This window comes from Weissella oryzae SG25, assembly GCF_000691805.2.
Taxonomy (GTDB): domain Bacteria; phylum Bacillota; class Bacilli; order Lactobacillales; family Lactobacillaceae; genus Weissella; species Weissella oryzae.
On record NZ_DF820485.1, the window covers coordinates 68,338 to 88,375 of the forward strand.

Genomic DNA, 20,038 nt, shown 5'->3' on the forward strand with positions numbered 1-20,038 from the left:
TTTTATATGGTTAAAGTATAGTGGCCTAGGACCGAAACAGGACCAATAATGCTAGCTTCAGTCATGGTAGCATTAACCTTAGCTGTAATCGATTCACCAGACGGTTGCTCGAGATTTAGAGCACAAGCTCGTTGATTTTTAAAGGCTGATACTAGAGCAACGGCGACTGTACCTGAGCCACAGGCTGTTTCAGCGAAGATCGTTTGAATGGCCTTCACTAGAACAACAGGATAAATGGCATTTAGTTGATAATCAACAAAAATGACGCCTACGCAGTCAGGATCATCAACTTGATATTCCTTAATTAAAGCGAGTGCTTGTTCTTTTAGGCCGGTGGGTTTAGTGGTAACTGGGACAACCAGATGTGTAATACCAGCTAAACGAACTAAGTAGTAACCATTAGCAAGGGGCATAACTGGTTCATTCCCGGTTAAAAGTGGAATCTCAGACCAAGCACCGGCTTCATTGACGCCAGCTTGAACTGTTTGCAGGCCATCATAGACCTTTAGCGCCATTTTACCAGGGCGACCGTCTAAATAGGCAAAGGCCGCTGAGCGAGTAGCGTTACCACAAAACTCGCCACCAGCCATTAATAGTTGTGGAGCGGTCTTGGAGGCTAAAAAGCCCACTTGCTCAACTTCAGGATGTTTGGCAAGAATTAAATCATTAATCTGCTGGCGCTGGCTTGCGTCTAAGATGAGATCATCAACTAAAGCTGTAGCATTACCCGCCGGGTGATAGATTGCATAGGTTAAATTTTTATTTGAAATCATAAGATAGCTCCCAAACATTTAGATTGCAATTTTACCAGCTAGCAGCGCCAGAATTGCACCAAGGGCAAATAGGGTAATAATAATCATTAAAATCCACTCATAAGGTGCAATTTTTTTATTGTTTTGCTTACGCGCAAAATAATAAAAGATAAAACCAATGATGTAAACAATTGAAGTTAACCAAAGGAAGACAAGACCAGCAAACAAAACTGACATAATTTCAAAAGCACTGGCAATCGTTCCGACAATTAACAACCCGGCAGAACGCTTTTGGTAGCCTTCTTTAACCAAATAAGCTCCAACGAGGGCGTAACAAATTAACATAACTGATGTACAAAGTGAATAAGCAAAGTTATAGGCTTGCGATGTGAAGATTAGGGAAACTAAGAAGATTTGAATGAAACCTTGCGTTAGCCAAACTCCAGTAGATGCAACACCAAAGCGGTTAATCTTACCAAACCAGGCTGGCAAAACTTTTTGTTCAGCCATTAATTTGGTAGTTTCAGCGGTTAGTAGGGTTAATGATAGCCAAGCGCCCAGAATAGAAATGATTAAACCGACAGAGATGAAGGCCCCACCAACTGGGCCAACCATACGTTCAAATAGATAAACTAAGGCAGGGTGGGGAACTTTAACTAATTGGGCCTGTGATAGATAACCGTAAGGCAACATTGAAATTACAATATAAATAATGATTAAGGTCACTAGGCCAATCATCGTTGCTTTACCGGCATCTGATTTACGTCGGGCCCGACTAGAAAGCATCGTCGCACCTTCAAAACCGATAAAGACCCACATCATTGTCATTAATGAACCTTGAATTTGCTTAAGGATACCGCCAAAGGTCGCGTGACTAAATGATAAAGTCGTCGCTTGTAGGTTAACAGACATGTTTGACCAGAAGTGCGCTGTAAAGACACCGGCTTTAAAGGACATGAGGGTAACAACGAAGAAGGCAAAAAGTGGAATTAGCTTACAGACCGTAACAATTAAGTTAACAACCGCCGCTTCCTCAATACCACGGCAAACCAACCAAGCGATTAACCAAGAAATAACTGAAGCAACGAAAATATCAAAAACGGTATTACCGGCTTTCATTGCTGGAAAGAAAAAGCCTAAAGTTGACATAAGCATTGTGGCAAAAGCGACATTTGCTAGCCAATTTGAGAGCCAGTAGCCCCAGCCAGAGATAAAGCCGGCAAAATCACCAAAGCCTGCACGGGCATAATCAGTAATTCCGTTTAATTCGAGTTTATTGACCGCTAAGTAGTTCATACCTAGGCCAAGCATTAAAATACCAAAGCCGGTAATTAACCAAGCAACTAATGCACCACCGGGGGTTGCGTTTTGGGCTAAAGTTGCTGGTAAATCATAGATTCCAGATCCAATCGAAGTTGAAATAACAACGGCGATTAGAGCCGGGAGGGCAATCCCTTTATTAGGCTTAGTAAGATCAGTAGCATTATTTGTATCCATAGTTTCATCCTCATCATTTATGTATGGTTATGCACTTTATCCAAAAGAAAAAGACCGAATAGTCTTCTATCCGGTCTTATTTTTAAATAAGAATCACCGGCATAGATACTTTTGAATGTAATCAAAAACTGTATCTATACCTTGTTTAGTACGATACACGTTTATCTATGCAAATGATGATGAAGTGTTACGTTTGACTTAAACATAGTGATTCTCCTTTGGTTAGTATGTAATGTTTATATCCTAACATTAGCATCTAAAATAAGCAATACCAAATTAATTTATCAATTAGCTAAATTATTTACGTTGGTACTTAGCAAGTTCAGTTTCAATGCGTGTTTTTGCTTCGGCAATGCGAGCAAGCGGCGCTTTATTTTTAAAGGCCAGCTTAGCTTGCTTCTTTTGAATTTCGTTTTGAAAAGCATTAACCGCTGATAAGGTGGCTTCAAGTTCTTTAAGCGAACTCTGTAAAGCTTTGATACTCGTCCCCAAATGACTCAAAACTTTTTGCCAGTCTTGCCAGGCGCTTTTTAAATCTTTAAAGAAATTATTCATACGGCTAATTAAAATTGGCGCTAATTTTAGCGGCAATTGCAGCATAAGTATCAGCGTCGTAGTCGCTACTATGGTCGGGGGCAGGAATGACAATTCCATCATCAGCGTAGCGCGGTAGTAAGTGGAAGTGTGAGTGGAAGACTGATTGACCAGCGGCCGCTCCATTGTTAGAAATAATATTCATACCAATAATCGCAGGATCACTAGCTTGAATGGCCCGGGCAATCATTGGTAGTTTACCAAGCACGCGTTGAGCTAGGTCAGTATCATATTCAAAAATATTAGCAACCTCGGCTTTTGGCACTACTAAGGTATGACCTGGGGTTGCCTGGCTCAAGTCAAGAAATGCCAACACATCATCATCTTCATATACTTTATACGCAGGAATTTCACCTGAAATAATTTTATCAAATATATCAGCCATGTTATTTTCTCCTGTTACAATTTCCTTCATTATACCGTTTAGCTGGGTGGGCGTAAATAAATGTCCATTAGATTGTAACTTTAAGACCACGATTCTTTAATTCGTGGGGTTGAATACTTATGTCAAATTAACGGCTTAAAAGAATCACTTGTTAATAAACAGACTAATTACATTTAAATAAAATCAAATATAGTGAATTATTGATTTATAAAAAGAATTATTCATACAAATGTCTGATTTTTTGATTGAATGATACATATACGTTCTTAAATGGACTAAAGATTCTTCGTACTTAAACAATAGAATAAAAATAGATATTAAGAGCAAACGTTTTCCTAATTGGAAACAGTAAACAAATGGAGAGGTGTAATATGGAAGATGTAAAGAACAAAGGAAATACCGCTGTAAAAGGGCTTGGCTTAGCAGCTTTGATTACGATGGCAATTTCATCATCAATTGGTGCTGGAATTTTTGATTTACCAGCAACCGTTGCTCGAGCGGCAACTCCGGGTGCCGCTTTGTTGGCTTGGCTAATTACCGGATTTGGAATTTTGATGTTGGCCTTATCAATGAGTTATTTAGCCATGCAGCGGCCAAATTTATCTGGCTTTTCTGATTATGCCCGCGAGGGCTTTGGTGATTTCGCAGGTTTCTTGACTGGTTGGGGCTATTGGCTATCAGCTTGGTTGGGGAATGTCGCCTTTGCGACAATCATGATGTCAGCTTTCGGGTACTTTTTCCCAGCTGTAGCAAGTGGTAACTCAGTTGCGGCAATTTTCTTTGCCTCATTAATTTCTTGGGGACTAACGCTACTAGTTATCAACGGTGTTGAATCAGCCGCTTTAATTAATTTGGTGGTTTTAATTGCCAAGTTAATTCCAATCTTTGCTTTTATCGTGATTGGTTTGATGTTGTTTAAAGCCGGTGTGTTCACACAAGAGTTTTGGTATAACTTCTCGGTTAATACATCTGGTGATGCCGTCTTTAGTCCAGCGACTGCCGGTGGTATCTTAAACCAAGTACGTGGTTCAATTATGGTAATGATGTGGGTCTTCGTCGGAGTCGAAGGGGCTTCGATGATGGCTAGTCGAGCTCGGCGGAAAAAAGATGTTGGCCGTGCAACCGTAATTGGTATTTTATCTTTGATTGCAATTTACCTGGTTGTATCAATGATTCCGTACGGTTACTTGCCACAATCAGAACTAGTCAACATGGATAGTCCAGCGCTGGTCTATATTTTTGGTCGCATGGTCGGTGGCTTTGGTGGAGCCTTTATCTCAATCGGATTGATTCTATCAATTTTGGGTGCTTGGCTTTCATGGACAATGCTACCTGTTGAAGCAACGTCACAAATGACTAAGCAAGGTTTGATGCCAAAGTGGTTTGGTAAGACTAATAAAAAGGGTGCACCGATTAATTCTTTGCTATTAACTCAGGTTTTGGTGCAATGCTTTATGATTTCACTGTATTTCTCAGATCAAGCCTATGATTTTGCTTTCTCATTAAGTACGGCGATGGTTATGATTTGTTATGGAATGGTGGCAGCTTATCTATGTAAGGTTGGTTTTGAAGAGCGTCATCCTTGGATGATAATAATTGGTGGTTTAGCGGTGCTCTTCCAAGTTGGGGCTTTGCTACTAGCCGGGTTGGGCTATCTTTGGATTTGCTCAATTTCATATATCCTTGGCTTTGCCTTTTATATTTATTCACGGCGTGAAAATAATAAAAGAATTAGTAAGACCGAGTGGATTGTTATGGCTGTCTTAACAATAATTGCAATTGGTGCAATCTGGGGGCTAGCCACAGGAGTAGTTGGTTATTAATCGAAAAGGAATTGCGGTGGACGTAATTCCTTTTTTTGCTTTTATATTGGGCTGAATTATGTAATATATAACATATAGACTTTATCTGGGACTAACAGCAGGCTTAATATACAAAAAATTAATACAATGAAGGTAAGTTATGGCAGACAGTGTAACAATTAGAGATTTGGCAAAAATGGCTGATGTATCAGTTTCGACGGCGTCGAGGGCTTTGAATGATAATCCTAGTATTAGCTTAAAAACTCGGGAGCGTTTACAAAAATTAGCTGTTCAAATGGGTTATCAAAGCAACCTGGCCGCCAAGACGTTAGCATTAGGTCGGTCCAATACGGTAGGGGTGATTTTTCCAATTGCGGTAGGAGTACAGACGAATAATGCTTTTTTCGTTAATCTACTTAACGGGATAAATGAACAACTAAGATTGCAAAAATGGGTTACTTCAATTGCAATGGGGGAAACTGCTGAAACTTTAATGGATAATGTTAAGGTAATGGTCGAGCAGGGGCAAGTTAAGCGTTTCATTTTTCTATCAACGCAAATGAATGAGCCAATTTTAGCTTATTTGCAGCAATATCACGACATACGTTATGTCGTGATTGGTCAACCACATGATCGGCAAACAACACTTTTTGTGGATAATGATAATTATTTAGTTGGTCGTGGGACAATTGATCAGCTGCTAGCTACTAATCCGATTAAAACCATAGCATTAGTTTCTTCAAATCGTGAGGCTGATTTTGAAATGCTACGCAAGCGTGGCATCCAAGACGTGGCTGCTGAACGGAAAATCAAATTAATTAAGCTAGAGCTTGAATTAGAAGGCGATGAGGCACTATTGAATCAATTCGTTGAACAATATGCTGACAGTTTAGAAGGGATTATTGGCACCGATGATGATGTTGCGATGATGCTTTTAACTAAGCTAATGCAGGCAAAAAAGCCAATCCTGCCAACAATTGGGGTCAATAATACTTGGTATTTAAAGAATATCTTTGGCAGTAGCTTTAAATCAATTGAGCTACATCCAAAAAAACTCGGAGCTGAGGCAGCGAAGTTATTGTTTGGTCAAGAAAAGGTTAAGGCCGTCTTAGTAGATTTTGAAGTTTAAAAATGCAACCGTAGGTAAAAATTAGTTTTACGCAAACGGTTGCATTTTTTTGAAAGCGGTTGCATAATAAGTTTTGTAAAAGAAAGCGTTTACTAGTTACGTATTTATTTTGATTTGGAGCTTATCATGGAAAAAGCAAATGTTTCAACCTTGCCGCGTTTACCATTGTCTACAATTTGGATGCTCTCATTTGGGTTCTTGGGTGTTCAAATGGCCTTTTCATTACAGAGTTCAAATATGGGTCGAATCTTTCAAACATTAGGTGCTGATCCAACTCGCTTAGGATTCTTTTTCATCTTGCCACCTTTAGCTGGAATGGTTGTTCAGCCACTAGTTGGTAAATATTCCGATAAAACTTGGATGCCTAAATTAGGTCGGCGTCTACCATACTTGTTGATTGGGGCAATTGTTGCAATTATTGTAATGGCCTTGTTGCCTAATTCTGGTTCCTTTGGCTTTTCAACAGTGATGGGACTATGGTTTGGTGCCATCACCATTTTGTTCATGGACCTATCATCAAACGTTGCGATGCAGCCATTTAAGATGATGGTTGGTGACATGGTAAATGAAGAGCAGAAGGGCTATGCTTACTCCGTTCAATCATTTCTATCAAATACAGGTTCCGTTTTAGCATCAATCTTCCCATTCTTATTAACCGCTTTTGGTGTTGCAAACGTTGCGCCTGATGGGGAAGTACCACAATCAGTTATTATTTCATTTTATGTAGGTGCCGTAATTTTAGTAATCTGTTCATTAATTACGGTTTTAAAAGTTAAAGAATATACGCCAGAAGAGTATGCTTTGTATCATGGAATTTCAGCCGATGCAGCGACTGAAAACGTTGGGATGTTTAAATTATTAGCTCGTGCACCAAAAATCTTTTGGACAATTACCATTGTGCAATTCTTCTGCTGGATGGGCTTCCAGTATCTTTGGACCTATGGAACTGGGGCGGTTGCGGCGAATGTTTGGCATGTTGCTGACCCTGCTTCATCAGCATACCAAGCAGCTGGAAATTGGTTTGGAATTTTATCTGCCGTACAAGCAATCGCTGCGGTATTATGGTCATTAGTATTAACTAAGGTACCAAATGACAAACACAAGCCCGCTTACGCACTTTCATTGCTATTTGGCGCAATCGGTTTTGCTTCGATTTTCTTTGTGCATACACAGGGCGCTTTGATTGTTTCATTTATTTTGATTGGAATTGCTTGGGCTGGAATGATGGCTTATCCATTTATTCTTTTGACAAATGGCCTAGAGGCAGCTGGTGAGGGTGCTCATATGGGAACTTTCTTGGGCTTGTTTAATGGATCAATTTGCTTACCCCAAATTGTTGCCTCAGTTGCATCCTTTGCAATCTTCCCATTGTTAGGATCAAGCTTCCCAATGATGTTGTTGCTATCAGGAATCTTTTTGGTACTTGGTGCCTTGGCAGTTAGCCTGATTAAAGAGGCTAAGATTAATTAAGGATAGGAAAAAATAATGAAACGAATTTTTGAAGTTGATCCGTGGAAGATCACCACGCATACGCTAAATCCTGAAGATAAAAGATTACAAGAATCAATTACTTCGTTAGGTAATGAGTATATGGGAATGCGGGGTATGTTTGAAGAAACATATTCCGCTGATAGCCATCAAGGAATTTATCTCGGTGGTGTTTGGTATCCAGATAAGACCCGGGTTGGTTGGTGGAAGAATGGTTATCCAGAATATTTTGGTAAAGCCATTAATGCGCTTAATTTTACCAAGATGCAGATTTTTGTCGACGGGGTTGAGGTTGATTTGGCCAAGCAAGTACCAAGTGATTTTGAACTATCATTAGATATGCAAAAGGGCCTTTTGACACGGACCTTTACGGTGCTAAATGTCCAAATTACAGTCGAGAGATTCATCTCAGTTGCCTTTAAAGAGCTGGCTGGTATGCGTTTTACTTTTAAAGCAATTGATGGTCAGACGCATCAATTAAAACTAGTTAGTTTCATTGATGCCGATGTTGTTAATGAAGACTCAAATTATGATGAAAAGTTTTGGCAGGTTCTGGACAAGGATAGTAACCTTGAAAATTCTTGGTTAGCCAGTCAAACAATTGCAAATAATTTCGGTGTACCACAGTTTACGGTGATTGCTGGTCAATCATTTAAAGGTGATTTTGCAGCAAACGATTTTGCAGTAAGTGACTTTGCAGTAAATAATACTTTCATCGGTGAATTAACAGCCACTAAGCCACTAACCTTTGAAAAGCGTGTGATTGTTACGACTTCACGTGATTATGCTAGTGAGGCGGAAAATATTGAGGCTAATCATCGCTTAGTTGAAAAGCAAGCTAACCAAAGCTTTACTACTTTATTAGATGAGCATATCGCAATCTGGGCACAACGGTGGGAAAAAGCCGATGTTAAGATTGAAGGCGATGAAGCGGCACAGCAAGGGATTCGCTTTAATCTATTCCAGCTATTTTCAACCTATTATGGTGAAGATGCGCGCTTAAATATCGGACCAAAGGGCTTTACCGGTGAGAAATATGGTGGGGCAACTTATTGGGATACTGAAGCATTTGCAATCCCGGTCTACCTTGCTGTGACAGAACCAAAAGTTGTAAAGTCACTATTAAAGTATCGGTACCAACAACTTGCTGGTGCATACCATAATGCTCAACAACAGGGCTTGGCTGGTGCACTATACCCAATGGTCACTTTTGATGGGATTGAATCCCACAATGAATGGGAAATCACTTTTGAAGAAATTCATCGAAACTCAACGATTGCATTTGCAATTTACAACTATACAAAGTTGACTGACGATCATACTTGGGAGCAAAATGAAGGCGCAGAAATTTTGGTCGGGATTGCCCGCTTCTGGGCTGACCGCGTCCATTATTCTAAACACAGCGATGCTTATATGATTCATGGCGTAACTGGACCAAATGAGTATGAGAACAATGTAAATAATAATTTCTATACCAATTGGATGGCTAAATGGGTTTTGGAATATACGAGTCGGATTTGGCCAAATGTATCAGCGGCATATGCCGAAAAGTTGGCGGTATCAGCGACTGAGCTAGAACTTTGGCAAAAGATTATTGCAAAGATGTGGCTACCAAAGGTTGATGTAACAGATGTTGACGGGGTTAAGCGGCAAGTCTTCTTGGCGCAAGATGGCTGGCTAGATAAAGAACTTATCCCAGTTAAGGACTTGCCAGCTGATAACTTGCCAATTAATCAGCATTGGTCATGGGATCGCGTGCTACGTTCACCATATATCAAGCAATCAGATACATTACATGCGATGTATTATTTCCCCGAAGCGTTTACTGAGCAGGAAAAGCGGGATAATTATGCCTTTTATGAGCCGTTCACGGTGCACGAGTCATCATTAAGCCCTTCAGTACATGCCATTATTGCTGCTGACATTCAGCTTGAAGACAAAGCGGTTGAGTTCTATGAGCGCACAGCCCGGCTTGATTTGGATAATTATAACAATGATACTAAAGACGGCCTGCATATTACCTCAATGACAGGCGCATGGTTGGCAATTGTACAAGGCTTTGCTGGTATGCGCGTTGTTGATAATCAATTGACCTTTAAGCCATTTCTACCTAAGAAATGGACGGGCTATGATTTTCGCATGGTTTACCGTGGACGGGTATTAGATATATCCGTTAAACCTACGGGAACGAAGGTGACTTTGCTTTCAGGTGAAGATCTTAAAATTATGTTAGATGATGAAGAAATCTTATTAACTAATAGCTAAAAGCATTTGTCATCGTAAAAGATAAGCGTGAATTGATTAACGTTAGTAAGTCTACATCAAAAATAGTTTATAAAAAAGCGTTCAATAATTTGTACGCTTTTTCTTTTACAACTTTAATTGTTGACTGATAAAAGTCCTTAGAGCAGGTACTTTTTCTTCAATGAACCAGGCGTTTTTTGCCAGCCAGATGTTATTACGGGGTGAGGGATGTGGTAGCGGTAAGATTGTAATTGTCGCTTGTTGGTTTTTTGGGATTGTTAGCGCATGAACAGCTTTGGTTAGGGTAGCAGAGCTAGGTAAGTTGAGATAGTAATGGATTGCAGTATTACCGACTAAAACATAGGCCTTTAAATTTGGCATTAGCGCTAATAAGCGTGGATGGTATTTGGGAGCCATAGCCTTTCTAGGCAATTCATCACCGCCATTTTTTGCCTTACCCGGAAAGTAGAAATCCATCGGAATTACAGCCAATTTATTAGAATTGTAAAAAGTTGTGCGGTCGATGCCGAGCCATTCGCGTAGGCGATCACCACTTTGGTCATCCCACATTACGCCATGGGCTTGAACTTTGCGGCTCGGTGCTTGTCCAATAATTAGGATGGTTGCTTCGGGATGAATTGATAACATTGGTTCCCAACCTTGCACCGTATATGCTTGATTTTCAGGGTCAGCCTTAATGTCAGCAATAATTTGAGCATAAGTTTTTGTAAAGTCGTCCATGAGTATTTATTTCAACCTTTCTAAAATTGCTTTTATCTTAATTTTAAGCTTTTTTCTAACAAAGACCAGGGCAGCATAATCATTTATAAACTTTCCATTAGTAAGACCCTTTTAGTACAATTAACTGTGTACTGTATAAGTTAATAATATAGACATCAGAGCTAGAATTGTTGCAACGATTAAACTAGATAGGTGGGTTAAATCAATTACAGGGGCATTTGAACAATAAGTGTCAGAAAAAATTTGCTTTACAGATTATAAATCATTGGAATCAAGACGATTTTGTTAAAATAAAAGTGCTTAGTTAAAAGGAGGCAACGATGAGTCTTATAGTGAAAAATTTATTTGGTGGTTATGGGAAAGAAACCATTTTACATGATCTTAGTTTCGAAGTGGCAGCTGGTGAACTGTTAGCCTTAGTTGGTTTAAACGGTTCTGGAAAGTCAACAACAATTAAACACATTATTGGCCTTTTAGCCCCTAAGCGTGGAAACATCGAGTTAAATGGATGGACCTTGACGCAAAACCCCTTAGATTATAAAGCGCAGATTGCTTATATCCCAGAACAACCAATCTTGTATGAAGAGTTGACACTCAAAGAACATATTGAAGTGACAATCAGGGCTTATGAACTTGAACCAAAAGCAGCCTGGGAAAGAGCCGAACGTTTATTAAAGCTTTTTCGCTTGGATAACAAGTTACAGTGGTTTCCAGTTCATTTTTCCAAAGGGATGCGTCAAAAAGTAATGTTAGTCATGGGATTTATGATGAATGCACCCTTGTTAATTATTGATGAGCCATTTATTGGCTTAGATGTCTTAGCTGTTGATGCTGTTTTACAATTGATTGCGGAGCGTAAAGCAGCAGGCGGGAGTATTTTATTGACGACCCATGTTTTAGACCACTTAGTTGATTTAGCCGATCGTTTTGTTTATTTGGCTGATGGTCAAGTAAGGGCAAGTGGCTTGACTATAGATTTTAATGACCTAGTTCCTGAGTTAAATCAAAAAGGGGTTCATAATGAAGATTTTAACCTTTAAGCGGCGATTGCATCGGCAATGGCAGCAATATAGTAAATATCTGCGCTATGTATTTAACGACCATGCAGTAATTGCCTTATTGATTTTATTGGGTGCAGGTTTGGTAGCCTATCGTCAAATCTTGTTGACTTTACCTAAAACTTTATTAATGCAGGTGCTTGCCTTGGCCTTATTGGGGCTAACATTATCCTTTTTTTGGCGGGGAGCAACATTTATTTTGCCAGCAGATCCAGTGTATTTATTGGCTGATGAAGGGCGCTTACGAAAAATAAAAAAAGCTGCGGGAAGATATAGTATTTTTTGGAATGTCTTAGTACAAGCGCTGATGACCTTAGTGCTAATGCCATTGCTACTACGTTTGTTTGCGTTTACCGTTACTTTACTTTTATTTGCAATAACATTGTTGGCCAAAATTAGTTTGACCTATGCAAATTTGCAAAAAGTTACACGTTTTACAGATAATCAAACTAACTTAATAGATTGGGAAGGCTTAGTTAATTTTGAGCAGGCACGTCGGCAACGAGTTTTGAATTTCTTCAATATGTTTATCGACGTACCCGGCTTACAGGTCCAAATAAAACGGCGCGCTTGGTTAGAACCATTTAGCAGTTGGCTTGAGCCAAAACAAAAAACAGCGATTGGTTTGATTATGACACAGACTTTTGTTCGGCAACCACAGTATTTGAGTAGCTGGTTGCGCTTAACTTTGTTTGGTTGCTTAATAATTTTGTTTAGTAATGCTGGACTTGGTAATATCTTATTAGCTTTTCTTTTATATCTAATGATATTGCAGTGGCTGCCACTATTAAATGCGCAGCAACATATTGTTTTTGATATAGTCTTCCCAATTAACGATAAGACTCGAATTAAAGGCTTTATGTACATCACAAGCAAATTAATGCTAATAACAACCTTGGTTTGGATGATTGTCGGTTTAGTGATAACAAGGCTGAATATTATAATTAGCCTAGAAATATTGGGATTAGGGGTTTTAGCATTAATTCTAGAATATGCCTACTTGAGACATAGGTTTAACTAACAAAGTTATAAAAAATTGATGCAGGTCAAAGGCAATTGTTACAGTTTGTTGTAAACTATCTGTAGGTGGAGTTGACAATTGTTGGCTTACATTGAAAATGAACGGGGGAATAAGCATGTTTACACAAAATTATGATTATGATGTACTGTATATTGGTAGTGGTCATGGAACCTTTGATGGAGCGATTCCGCTAGCTGCAAAAGGTGTAAAGATTGCGGTTGTTGAAGCCGAACGGATTGGTGGTACCTGTCCTAATTGGGGATGTAATGCAAAAATTATTCTAGATAATCCAGTTGCGCTAAAGCGACACATGGAAGACGTTCATGGGATTGTTAATGGTAGTGTAACGATTGATTGGCCAGCCAATATGGCACACAAAGAAGAGATAATCGATGGATTACCACAAGCAATCGAAGGCATGATGACTAGTAATAAAATCGATGTTCTCTTTGCACGAGCAAAGTTAGTTGATGCACATACTGTTGATGTCAACGGTGAGCTTAAGACTGCTGATAAAATTGTGATTTCGACTGGTTTACGCTCTAATCATTTGACAATACCGGGCACTGAGTTTGCCCACGACAGTCGAGACTTTTTAGCCCTAGAAACAATGCCAAAACATATCACAATTATCGGTGGTGGCTATATTGCTTTGGAGTTTGCAACAATGGCTAATGAATTTGGCGCACAAGTCAACTTGCTTTTGCATGGTGATCAAGCCTTACGGGCTTTCCCACAGGCTTATGTTGAACAAATTTTAGCTGACTTAGCTCAACGTGGTGTAAATATTAAGCGCAATGTTGAGATTACCGCCTTGGAGCAGAGCAGCGATGAAGTGATTGTGCATACGGCAGCAGATGGTGAATTTACGACTGACTGGGTTTTGGATGCAACAGGTCGTATTCCTAATGTTGAAAACATTGGATTAGAAGCGGTTGGCGTTGATTACAATCAAAATGGAATTGTAGTTGACGAATATTTGCGGACGTCGGTACCTAACATTTACGCATCAGGGGATATTATCGATAAAAAGATTCCAAAGTTGACACCAACTGCTGTATTTGAGTCAACTTATCTAATGCATACTTTTGCTGGTGATACTACTGATCCAATCAACTATCCAGTTATTCCAACGGTTGTCTTCACGAGTCCAAGAATTGCCCAAGTTGGTGTTAGCTTAGACTATGCATTGGCTAATCCGGACAAGTATACAGTTCAAAAGCATGATATGAAATCAGATTGGTTCCGTCAAGTGGGAAAGCCTAAGTTTGGTGAGGGCGCTTTGATTTATAATCAAGCTGGTCAGTTAGTCGGTGCAACTGAATTAAGCGAGGATGCAGCAGAAGTTATTAATACTTTGCTACCAGCCATCGAATTTAAGTTTACGGCCGAGCAACTAGAGCGTTTGGTTTACCTCTTCCCAAGTATTGGCTTCTCAGCCCATGCTTTGATTAAGAAGCCTTAAGCACTTAAAAATTATTAATAGTAAAAATCGGTTAATAGCTAACTTTTATAAAGGTTAGCTATTAACTTTTTTGTTTTATATAGAAGATAAGGTATTTAGTTTATACCAATTGGGAGGCAGTGAGGTGGTAAATTTGATAAGAGCTTGCTTTAGATTTAGTGTAATTGATGAAAGTTTCTGGCCTTTTTTTGCTATAATATTTACTGATAAGGTGTAAGTAAATAGTATCTTACAGCTGTGCGGCGTAATAACTTTAATAAGAGAATAGAAATTAATGAGGGGAAGTTGATGGCAGAACGAAATCATACAAATTTCCAGGCAATTGTTATGTATCAACGGACTTATAAAGAGCGTGATTTAATGGTAAAAATGTTGACGCGCCCAGCTGGAAAACGGATGTTCTATATAAAAAATGGTAAGGGGAAACGCTATCCCTATGCAGCAGAGATTCAGCCCATGACGGTCGCAACTTATGAGGGCGTACTGAATAATAAAGGATTATCCTTCATTGATGAGGTGAAGGCGGCTAAGCTACCCGCTAAATTGATGCTCGATGTTGAGAAGAATGCTTATGCGACCTACATCTTGGGCTTGATTGATGCTGCCTTTGTTGATAATCAGCCCCTAATAAAGTGGTATGATCAAGTTGCCTTAGCGATTGAGCGGTTAAATTCAGACAGCAATTTTGATGCACAGGGCTTAGCCAATTGGTTTGAATTACATTTACTCCCTGCTTTTGGAATTGGCATTAATTGGCAAGGCTGTGCGATTGACGGCCGGCGTGATTTACCTTTAGACTTTTCTGAAAAGTATAGCGGTCTCTTATGCCAAAATCATTGGCATTTAGATGAACAGCGGATGAATGCTGAACCACAGGCAGTTAAATTGTTAATGATGTTAGCAGAATTAGATTTAGAAAAAATCAATTCACTTTCAATCAAGGCGGCCAATAAGGTTGATATGGCAAGAATTTTGGATAAAATCTACGATGACCAAGTCGGGGTACATTTAAAGGCCAAGTCTTTTATTCAACAATTGAACGAATGGCAAGGGCGGATTAGCCGCGAATTTAATTGAGATAGAGATGGGTTAAGAAAAGTTGGTAAAAATGCTACAAGCTAGCGGACGATGACCTTCAACTTGATTTTAGAATTCACCTATACTTATACTAGGGCATATTTTCGCTAGTAATTAATAGAGGGTTGTGGAGGGAGAGACTCAGACAGTCAAAAGCAATTTACTACAGTTATCAGTTATGAAAAATTCGGTATACAACGTATTTTTAAGATTTGTGACCACTAGTTGCATTTAAATGAGTTAGCTTACCTTTAGGAAAGAATCCTAAGTCTAAATTTCATTGACAGCTTGGGTGTAAGTGCTACAATTATTCAAGTAATGCAGGCAGAATAAGCAAAAGGTAGTTAGTTCAGCAAGTTATCGTAGATGTGAGGATAACCTAACCTTTTTGCTGGGCACTACCTGTACAACCTAATACTTAATTAAGTTGCTGCTTTTTTGGCAGAAGTAGGGTGGAACCGCGATTTATCGTCCCTACATCAAGTACCCATAGTGCTTGGTGTAGGGCTTTTTTATGTTTTCCAGTAAATGAGAGGAATAATTAATTATGACAGAGAAATTGTCAGTACAAGATATTATTTTAACTTTGCAAGGCTTTTGGGCTAAGCAAGGGGCGATGTTGATGCAAGCCTACGATACAGAGAAGGGTGCCGGAACGATGAGCCCCTACACTTTTTTGCGGGCAAATGGACCAGAACCATGGCATGCGGCCTATGTTGAGCCTTCGCGGCGTCCAGCTGACGGACGTTATGGAGATAACCCCAACCGACTTTATCAACATCACCAATTTCAAGTGGTAATGAAGCCATCTCCTGACAATATTCAAGAGTTGTACCTAGATTCTTTAAAAGCCTTAGGTATTGACCCACTTGAACATGATATTCGTTTTGTGGAAGATAACTGGGAAAACCCCTCTATGGGGGCAGCCGGGATTGGTTGGGAAATCTGGCTTGATGGAATGGAAGTAACGCAATTTACTTATTTCCAACAAGTTGGTGGAATCCAGGTTGATGCAGTAACCTCTGAAATTACTTATGGCCTAGAACGGCTTGCTTCTTACATTCAGGATGTACCAACGGTTTATGATCTTGAATGGGGTAATGGGGTGATGTACGGTGACATCTTTAAGGAGCCTGAATATGAACATTCAGTTTACTCATTTGAAGAATCTGATCAAGCAATGCTATTGCAACACTTTAACGAGTATGAAGCAGAAGCCAAGCGGGCCCTGGAAGCTGGCCTAGTACATCCAGCTTATGATTATATTCTAAAATCATCACATACCTTTAACTTGTTGGATGCTCGGGGAACGGTTTCAGTAACCGAACGGGCTAAATATCTTTCAAGAATTCGTAGCATGGCGCGGATGGTTGCCCGGGCCTTCATTGATGAGCGTAAGAAGTTAGGCTTCCCATTGCTAAAGGATGAAAAATTAAGAGCTAAGTATTTACCAGCTGATGAGGAGGAGAAGTAAGATGGCAGATTTTTTACTAGAAATTGGTTTAGAGGAAATTCCCGCTCACTTGGTAACACCAGCAATTGAGCAATTACAAAGTCGTGTTGCTGATTTTATGGCCGATGAACGGCTAGGCTTTGGTGAAATTAAAGCTTATTCAACCCCTCGGCGTTTAGCGGTATTAATTAATGACGTTGCTGCTAAAGCAGAGGACTTTGAAGAAGAAGTTAAAGGTCCTGCTAAGCGGGTTGCACTTGACGCAGATGGCAATTTTACTAAAGCTGCGCAAGGCTTCGTGCGCGGACAAGGTTTGACCACTGATGACATTACCTTTAAAGAGTTTAATGGTAATGAATATGTCCATGTGACTAAATTTGAAGCTGGTAAACCAGCAATTGAAGTTTTGGCTGGTATCAAAGCGGTAATCGAGGCAATGACTTTCTCAACTACGATGAAGTGGGCTCGGCATACTTTTGAGTATGTACGGCCAATTCGTTGGATTGTGGCATTGCTTGATACAACGGTGGTTCCTTTTGATATTTTAGGAGTTGAATCTGGTCGGACAACTCGGGGACATCGCTTCTTAGGTCATGATATCGAATTAGCGCAAGCTAGTGATTATGTAGCTGATTTAAAGTCGGTATTCGTGGAAGCTGATGCAACAGCGCGTAAGGCTGAAATTCAAGCGCAAGTTGAAGCAATTGCAGCAAAAAATAATTGGCAAGTGGTAGTTGATGCTGATTTGTTGGAAGAAGTTAACAATATTTTAGAGTACCCAACAGCTTTTGCTGGTAGTTTTGCAGAGGAATATTTGCAAGTGCCCGATGAAGTTTTGATTACTTCAATGAAAGAGCACCAACGTTTCTTCCACGTGGTTGATGCAGCGGGTAAGCTCTTACCACACTTCATTTCAGTTCGTAACGGAAACGCTGAGCATATTGAAAATGTGATTGCTGGTAACGAGAAGGTGTTGGTTGCCCGCCTAGAAGATGCTAAGTTCTTCTACAATGAAGATCAGAAGCATTCAATTGATTTTTACAATAACAAGCTAGAAAATGTTTCCTTCCATGCCAAGCTTGGCTCAGTTGCCAATCATACGCACCGTGCCAAAGTAATTGCAACGAGCTTAGCTGAAGCGCTAAACTTAGACGCTGAACAAATTACTGAATTACAACGAGCCGCTGATATTTATAAGTTTGATTTGATGACTGGAATGGTCAATGAATTTGATGAGCTACAAGGTGTCATGGGCGAAAAGTATGCTTTGATTTTTGGCGAATCAAAGGCAGTGGCACAAGCAATTCGCGAGCACTACATGCCAATTTCAGCTGATGGAGCATTACCAAGCTCAACTTTGGGTAAGCTCTTAGCGATTGCAGATAAATTAGATAGTCTCTTGGCCTTCTTTGCGGGTGGCATGGTACCATCTGGTTCAAACGACCCATATGCACTAAGGCGTGCGGCAACCGGGGTGGTTGCAATTTTAGCTGATAATGGTTGGGACTTTGATCTTGCTGACTTATTAAGCAAAGCAGTTGTTCAAATTAATGCAGCTGATGATAAATTGGGTCTACCAAGTGAAGTGGCAGTGGCGCTACCTGAAAATATCAGTAAAGTGATTGCCTTTTTGACAGATCGTGTTGTTAAGGCTTTGCAAGATGCTGGTATACGTCGCGATATTATCAACGCGGTAACGAAGAATAACATTGCAGATACGACCTTAATGGCTAAAGCAGCAACAGTCCTCAGTGCACACAAGGATGATGAAAACTTCCGCTTGGGTGTTGAAGCCTTAACTCGAGTTATGCGTTTGACAACTAAGAATGCAACTGAAGCAAGTGTACAAACTGGATTGTTTGAAAATACGGCAGAAGCTGATTTATGGAATGCAGTACAACCATTAGCAAATATTATGGAACTTGATGCTCGGTTGGTAGCATTACTTGAACTACAGCCAGCAATTGCCGCTTACTTTGCTGAAACGATGGTTATGGTTGATGATGATGCAATTAAGCAGAATCGCTTAGCGACCTTACAAGCGGTTACTAAGGAAGCTAGCCAACTAGCCAACTTCCTTGAGTTAGATGTAAAGAGTAACTAAAAAGTTAATAGATAAAAAGCGAGCAAGATGAATCGAATCATCTTACTCGCTTTTTTGTTATAGAATTAAGCCTTTAGAAAATTGGCATTTTGGAAGGCGGGGTTAGGATAGCTGTAGAAGCCTTGACCACTTTCGACGCCAATGTTTCCAGCATCAATCATTGCCTTAATTTTATTTGCTATTAATTGAGCCTTTGGATCAGGATTAGCATGATTAATAGCATAAACAGTATGCATACCGACCATGTCCATAATTGCAAATGGACCCATTGGAGCACCAGTTGCAATCATCCAGGTCTTATCGATTGCACTTGGCTCAGCGATGTCATCGACCCAAAGTTGACTGGCACTTGATAACAGGGGAACAAGCATCGAGTTTAATACATAGCCAGCTTGTTCTTTCTTAACCACAATTGGAACCATTTTGATTTCGTGCGAAAAAGTTACTAAACTATCAACCAATGTTTTATCAGTTGCGGGACCAGCCATAATTTCAGCAGTATTGCCACGCCAAATTTGATTAGCAAAGTGATAGCCCAAGAATTGGGCTGGGCGACCAGTTGATTCAGCCAAACTGCTTGGTAGTAGCGTCGATGAATTAGTTACAACTACTGTTTTATCCGGTGCTAATTTAGCAAACTCACGATAAAAGGCTTCTTTAGTTGCCAAATCTTCTGGCAAAGCTTCAATCACCAAATCAGCATCAGCTAGTGCATTAGCCAGGTCGGTAGTGTAATGAAGATGCTCTTGGGCTGCTTGCTTACTGGCATCAGAACTCTTGAAATACGCTTGAACTTCATTTTCCCAGACAGCAACTCGCGCTTGTGCACGTTCTAGCGAACCAGCTGAACGTCCCCAAATGGTTGTGTTTTTACCGCTATATGCTGCCATATAGGCAATTTGTGAACCGAGTGTGCCACCACCTGCGATGACGATATTCTTATAGGTCATAATGTAAAACCGCCTTTCCTAGCAAAAAAGTAACAAAAGGATACAGGTAAATTATACTACTTTTAGGTAATAAGTATTTGATAAGTGGAGAGTCATAAAATTTTCAAAGTCAGCCTTGAAAACTTTGAATAAGATAAAATTAATATTAATTAGATGAATTTAGTTAATATTAAGAACAAACAAACTGAATATACTTATTTTGGTCGCTTTTATAAAATTCTGATTTGGGTAAAAATATTACAAAAATAATCATTAAGTAATAATAAATTGGGCAAGTC

At 39.7% G+C, this 20,038-nt stretch carries 16 protein-coding genes; 10 read left to right on the forward strand and 6 right to left on the reverse strand.

From position 1 onward, the window contains the following. Positions 1 to 2: 2 nt before the first annotated feature. The 4 genes from TT13_RS01855 to TT13_RS01870 form a co-directional block, all read right to left on the reverse strand. Positions 3 to 773 (reverse strand): histidine racemase CntK family protein, encoded by a 771-nt coding sequence (locus TT13_RS01855; protein ID WP_027698399.1) that lies wholly within the window; start codon positions 771 to 773, stop codon positions 3 to 5. Positions 774 to 791: 18 nt separating this feature from the next. Beyond that, complete coding sequence (locus TT13_RS01860; protein ID WP_045476398.1) at positions 792 to 2,249, reverse strand: basic amino acid/polyamine antiporter; 1,458 nt, start codon at positions 2,247 to 2,249, stop codon at positions 792 to 794. Between the two features lie 297 nt (positions 2,250 to 2,546). Then, positions 2,547 to 2,804 carry a hypothetical protein gene (locus TT13_RS01865; RefSeq protein WP_190279602.1) on the reverse strand — a complete coding sequence of 86 codons (258 nt, stop codon included), beginning with the start codon at positions 2,802 to 2,804 and terminating at the stop codon, positions 2,547 to 2,549. Positions 2,805 to 2,808: 4 nt separating this feature from the next. Further along, on the reverse strand, positions 2,809 to 3,228 hold the full coding sequence (locus tag TT13_RS01870; RefSeq protein WP_027698401.1) for an HIT family protein: 420 nt from the start codon (positions 3,226 to 3,228) through the stop codon (positions 2,809 to 2,811). A gap of 371 nt (positions 3,229 to 3,599) precedes the next feature. Here TT13_RS01870 and TT13_RS01875 point away from each other — a divergent pair, with 371 nt between their 5' ends. From TT13_RS01875 to TT13_RS01890, 4 genes are all read left to right on the forward strand, one after another. Next, on the forward strand, positions 3,600 to 5,051 hold the full coding sequence (locus TT13_RS01875; protein ID WP_027698402.1) for a basic amino acid/polyamine antiporter: 1,452 nt from the start codon (positions 3,600 to 3,602) through the stop codon (positions 5,049 to 5,051). A 139-nt stretch (positions 5,052 to 5,190) separates the two neighbouring features. Next, positions 5,191 to 6,159, forward strand: coding sequence for a LacI family DNA-binding transcriptional regulator (locus TT13_RS01880; RefSeq protein WP_027698403.1), 969 nt, complete (start codon positions 5,191 to 5,193; stop codon positions 6,157 to 6,159). A gap of 126 nt (positions 6,160 to 6,285) precedes the next feature. Next, complete coding sequence (locus tag TT13_RS01885; RefSeq protein WP_045476402.1) at positions 6,286 to 7,629, forward strand: SLC45 family MFS transporter; 1,344 nt, start codon at positions 6,286 to 6,288, stop codon at positions 7,627 to 7,629. 15 nt (positions 7,630 to 7,644) lie between these two features. Beyond that, positions 7,645 to 9,912, forward strand: coding sequence for a glycoside hydrolase family 65 protein (locus TT13_RS01890; RefSeq protein WP_027698405.1), 2,268 nt, complete (start codon positions 7,645 to 7,647; stop codon positions 9,910 to 9,912). 105 nt (positions 9,913 to 10,017) lie between these two features. Here the strand turns inward: TT13_RS01890 and TT13_RS01895 are convergent, their stop codons facing one another. Further along, positions 10,018 to 10,632: a uracil-DNA glycosylase family protein gene (locus TT13_RS01895; protein WP_045476404.1), complete on the reverse strand. Its 615-nt coding sequence runs from the start codon at positions 10,630 to 10,632 to the stop codon at positions 10,018 to 10,020. A gap of 320 nt (positions 10,633 to 10,952) precedes the next feature. On the opposite strand from TT13_RS01895, the gene TT13_RS01900 reads away from it, so the two are divergent. The 6 genes from TT13_RS01900 (at position 10,953) to glyS (ending at position 18,810) form a co-directional block, all read left to right on the forward strand. Beyond that, positions 10,953 to 11,672 carry an ABC transporter ATP-binding protein gene (locus TT13_RS01900; RefSeq protein WP_045476406.1) on the forward strand — a complete coding sequence of 240 codons (720 nt, stop codon included), beginning with the start codon at positions 10,953 to 10,955 and terminating at the stop codon, positions 11,670 to 11,672. Further along, entirely contained in the window at positions 11,653 to 12,711 is a 1,059-nt protein-coding gene (locus tag TT13_RS01905) for an ABC transporter permease (RefSeq protein WP_027698407.1), read from the forward strand. Before TT13_RS01900 ends, TT13_RS01905 begins: the two co-directional genes overlap by 20 nt. 115 nt (positions 12,712 to 12,826) lie before the next feature. Beyond that, positions 12,827 to 14,176, forward strand: a complete 1,350-nt coding sequence (locus TT13_RS01910) for a dihydrolipoyl dehydrogenase family protein (protein WP_027698408.1) — start codon at positions 12,827 to 12,829, stop codon at positions 14,174 to 14,176. A 288-nt stretch (positions 14,177 to 14,464) separates the two neighbouring features. Further along, positions 14,465 to 15,253, forward strand: coding sequence for a DNA repair protein RecO (recO, locus tag TT13_RS01915; protein WP_027698409.1), 789 nt, complete (start codon positions 14,465 to 14,467; stop codon positions 15,251 to 15,253). Between the two features lie 547 nt (positions 15,254 to 15,800). Further along, entirely contained in the window at positions 15,801 to 16,727 is a 927-nt protein-coding gene (gene glyQ, locus TT13_RS01920; protein ID WP_027698410.1) for a glycine--tRNA ligase subunit alpha, read from the forward strand. A 1-nt stretch (position 16,728) separates the two neighbouring features. After that, the gene (glyS, locus tag TT13_RS01925) at positions 16,729 to 18,810 is read left to right on the forward strand and encodes a glycine--tRNA ligase subunit beta (RefSeq protein WP_027698411.1); all 2,082 of its coding nucleotides are present in this window, start codon (positions 16,729 to 16,731) and stop codon (positions 18,808 to 18,810) included. Positions 18,811 to 18,875: 65 nt separating this feature from the next. Here glyS and TT13_RS01930 read toward each other — a convergent pair whose 3' ends face one another. Next, positions 18,876 to 19,760, reverse strand: a complete 885-nt coding sequence (locus TT13_RS01930; protein WP_027698412.1) for a 3-hydroxyacyl-CoA dehydrogenase — start codon at positions 19,758 to 19,760, stop codon at positions 18,876 to 18,878. Between the last annotated feature and the right edge of the window lie 278 nt (positions 19,761 to 20,038).